Origin of the sequence: Streptomyces sp. NPDC059900, from assembly GCF_050270335.1 — a bacterium.
Lineage (GTDB): Bacteria > Actinomycetota > Actinomycetes > Streptomycetales > Streptomycetaceae > Streptomyces.
This window is the reverse complement of record NZ_JBNNJZ010000919.1, coordinates 1-2,158: the sequence shown is the minus strand read 5'-3', so window position 1 is coordinate 2,158 and position 2,158 is coordinate 1. Positions and strand designations below refer to the sequence as shown.

Below are 2,158 nucleotides of genomic sequence, written 5' to 3'. Positions count from 1 at the left end.
GTCTGGCTCTGCGGGCGCGGGGCCTGACCCCGGGCGCCAGGCTTCGGTCGCGGACGCAGCTGGCGGTCTGGCGTCGATCCGGAGGAGGGACGGTTCAGCAAGGACGCAGATGCCGACGTGACAGCCCACCGCACTCACTCCGCATAGACAGGCTCCACGTGGCGTGCGTGATGCAGTTATCGAGTTCCTCGTTGCGGAAGGAGCTCGTGGCGCTCCCGGACCAGACAGTCACCGATCCCGGGGCACAGCCGAGGCTTCAATCCACGACACCGCGCAGCTCATGCTGCATGCTGCCCGACACCCAGACCGGTTGCCGGCTGAGTGGCCCACCTGCACCCTGGCAGCGCTACTGTCCGCAGCGCCCCGACGGGGGCTGGTGGTTCCGCGTTCGTTCCGGCGGAATACCGGATGGTGCCGACGCTGGCAGCGGCATGTGTGCTGGCCGAATCACCGCACCGGATGGTACCGACGGCTCGAATCTACTGGACCGGCTCGCCGTCCAGCTACGACGACGTCGTGACCGTCACCACCGCGGTGGAACCACCAGTACTTCGCCCTGCCCCGCGAGCCACGGCCAAACCCTCCCAGCCCGGAAACACCTGCAGGACGGAGCAAATCCGTGAATACCAGCGAGCCCCTGCTGGTCTGTATCCCGCCCCTGTACTGCCCCATTCCCGCAGCGATCCACCCTCAGCACGCGGACATGCAACTCCGGGCGCTGGACTGGATGGCGCAGTTCGGATTCTGCGCCGACGAGACCAGTCGCCGCAGAGTAGTGGCGATCAACGGAGCCGAGTTCGTCGCCCGCATGACCCCGCGAGGAGACCCCGAACGCATGCAGGTGTTCGTGGACTGGGCCCACCTGTCACTGCTCTTCGACGATACCTACGATCTGCTGAGCGACTCATCGGCGGGCGGCGCACTGGCCGGCTTCGCCGAGATGGCCGTCAAGCTCATGCGCACCTTCGAAGCCCCCCAGGCATCGATGATGCCTCCCGACAGCCCCTTCTCCGCCCCCCTGCACGACCTCGCACAACGCACCCACCGGTTCGCCACCCCGGTACAGCTCCGCCGCATGGTCGAAGCCCAGAGGACCTGGCTGTCGTGCGTAGCCTGGGAAATCGCCTGCAAAACCCGGCCCGAACCCCCCAGCCTCAACGACTACGTCGTCCTGCGCATGGGCACCGTCGGCGGAATTGCCAGCTCCTCCTGGATTGAAATCCTCAACGCCACCGAAGCCCCCAGCCACGCGATCGACTCCCTGCCCGTGCGGGCACTGTCTGAGACGGCGGGCCTGATCGTCGGAATGGACGAAGACCTCTACTCCTACGGGAAAGACCTGTGGCACCAACAACGCGACGGCACACCCCTGCTCAATATCGTCAGCATCGTCGGACACCATCTCGCCTGCTCGCACGAGCAGGCACTCGCCGAAGTGGTCATGATGCGGGACCGCCTCATGAACCTCTTCCTGACCCTGCGCAACCAGATCCTGCGCGACGCCTGCCCCGCACTGGCCCTCTACCTGACCGACCTCGGCCACTACATCCGAGGGACCGCCGACTGGGGCATGCACACCGACCGCTACCGAAACCCCGATGGTGCCTCGCCCCACGCGGTCGAGATCGTCCATCAGTGGTCGGAAACACCATCAGATACTTCCCTCAAGCCGCTCCCGCTTCCGGCCATTAGATGGTGGTGGGACCAACTTCAGGACGCCTCGCAGGGAATGAGCAGGTCTGCGGATGATCAAGGGCAGCGGGACCTGGGTCACGCCCCCAGTGCAGCCCCCGCGCCGGGAGGGGTTCGCCAGGTCCTGCGCAACCCATAACGGCCTGAGTACTGAAGACCATCAACAAGGTCCGGACGACGAAACGAGCCGATCATGAAGGCCAGGTCCATAGTCACAGCGCCCGGGGCCCTCCCTGTCTTGGGCCATGCCCTGCGCATGCGGAAGAACCCGGCAAAGTTCCTTAGCTCGCTAGCCGCGCACGGTGACTTGGTGGAGATTCGTGTGGGTCCTTGGAAGGCGTACGTGGTGTGTGAGCCCGACCTGACGCATCAGGTCCTGGTCAACGACAGAGTCTTCGACAAAGGCGGCCCGCTCTTCGACCGTGGACGTGAGGTGGCGGGCAACGGCCTCTCGACCTGCCCGCAC

Annotated in this window: 1 protein-coding gene; it reads left to right on the top strand. The window is 65.7% G+C overall.

Annotation, left to right across the window (positions count from 1 at the left end):
• The first annotated feature begins 619 nt into the window (after positions 1-619).
• On the top strand, positions 620-1,831 hold the full coding sequence (locus tag ACQKIP_RS45680) for a terpene synthase family protein (RefSeq protein ID WP_365861987.1): 1,212 nt from the start codon (positions 620-622) through the stop codon (positions 1,829-1,831).
• The last annotated feature ends 327 nt before the right edge of the window (positions 1,832-2,158 follow it).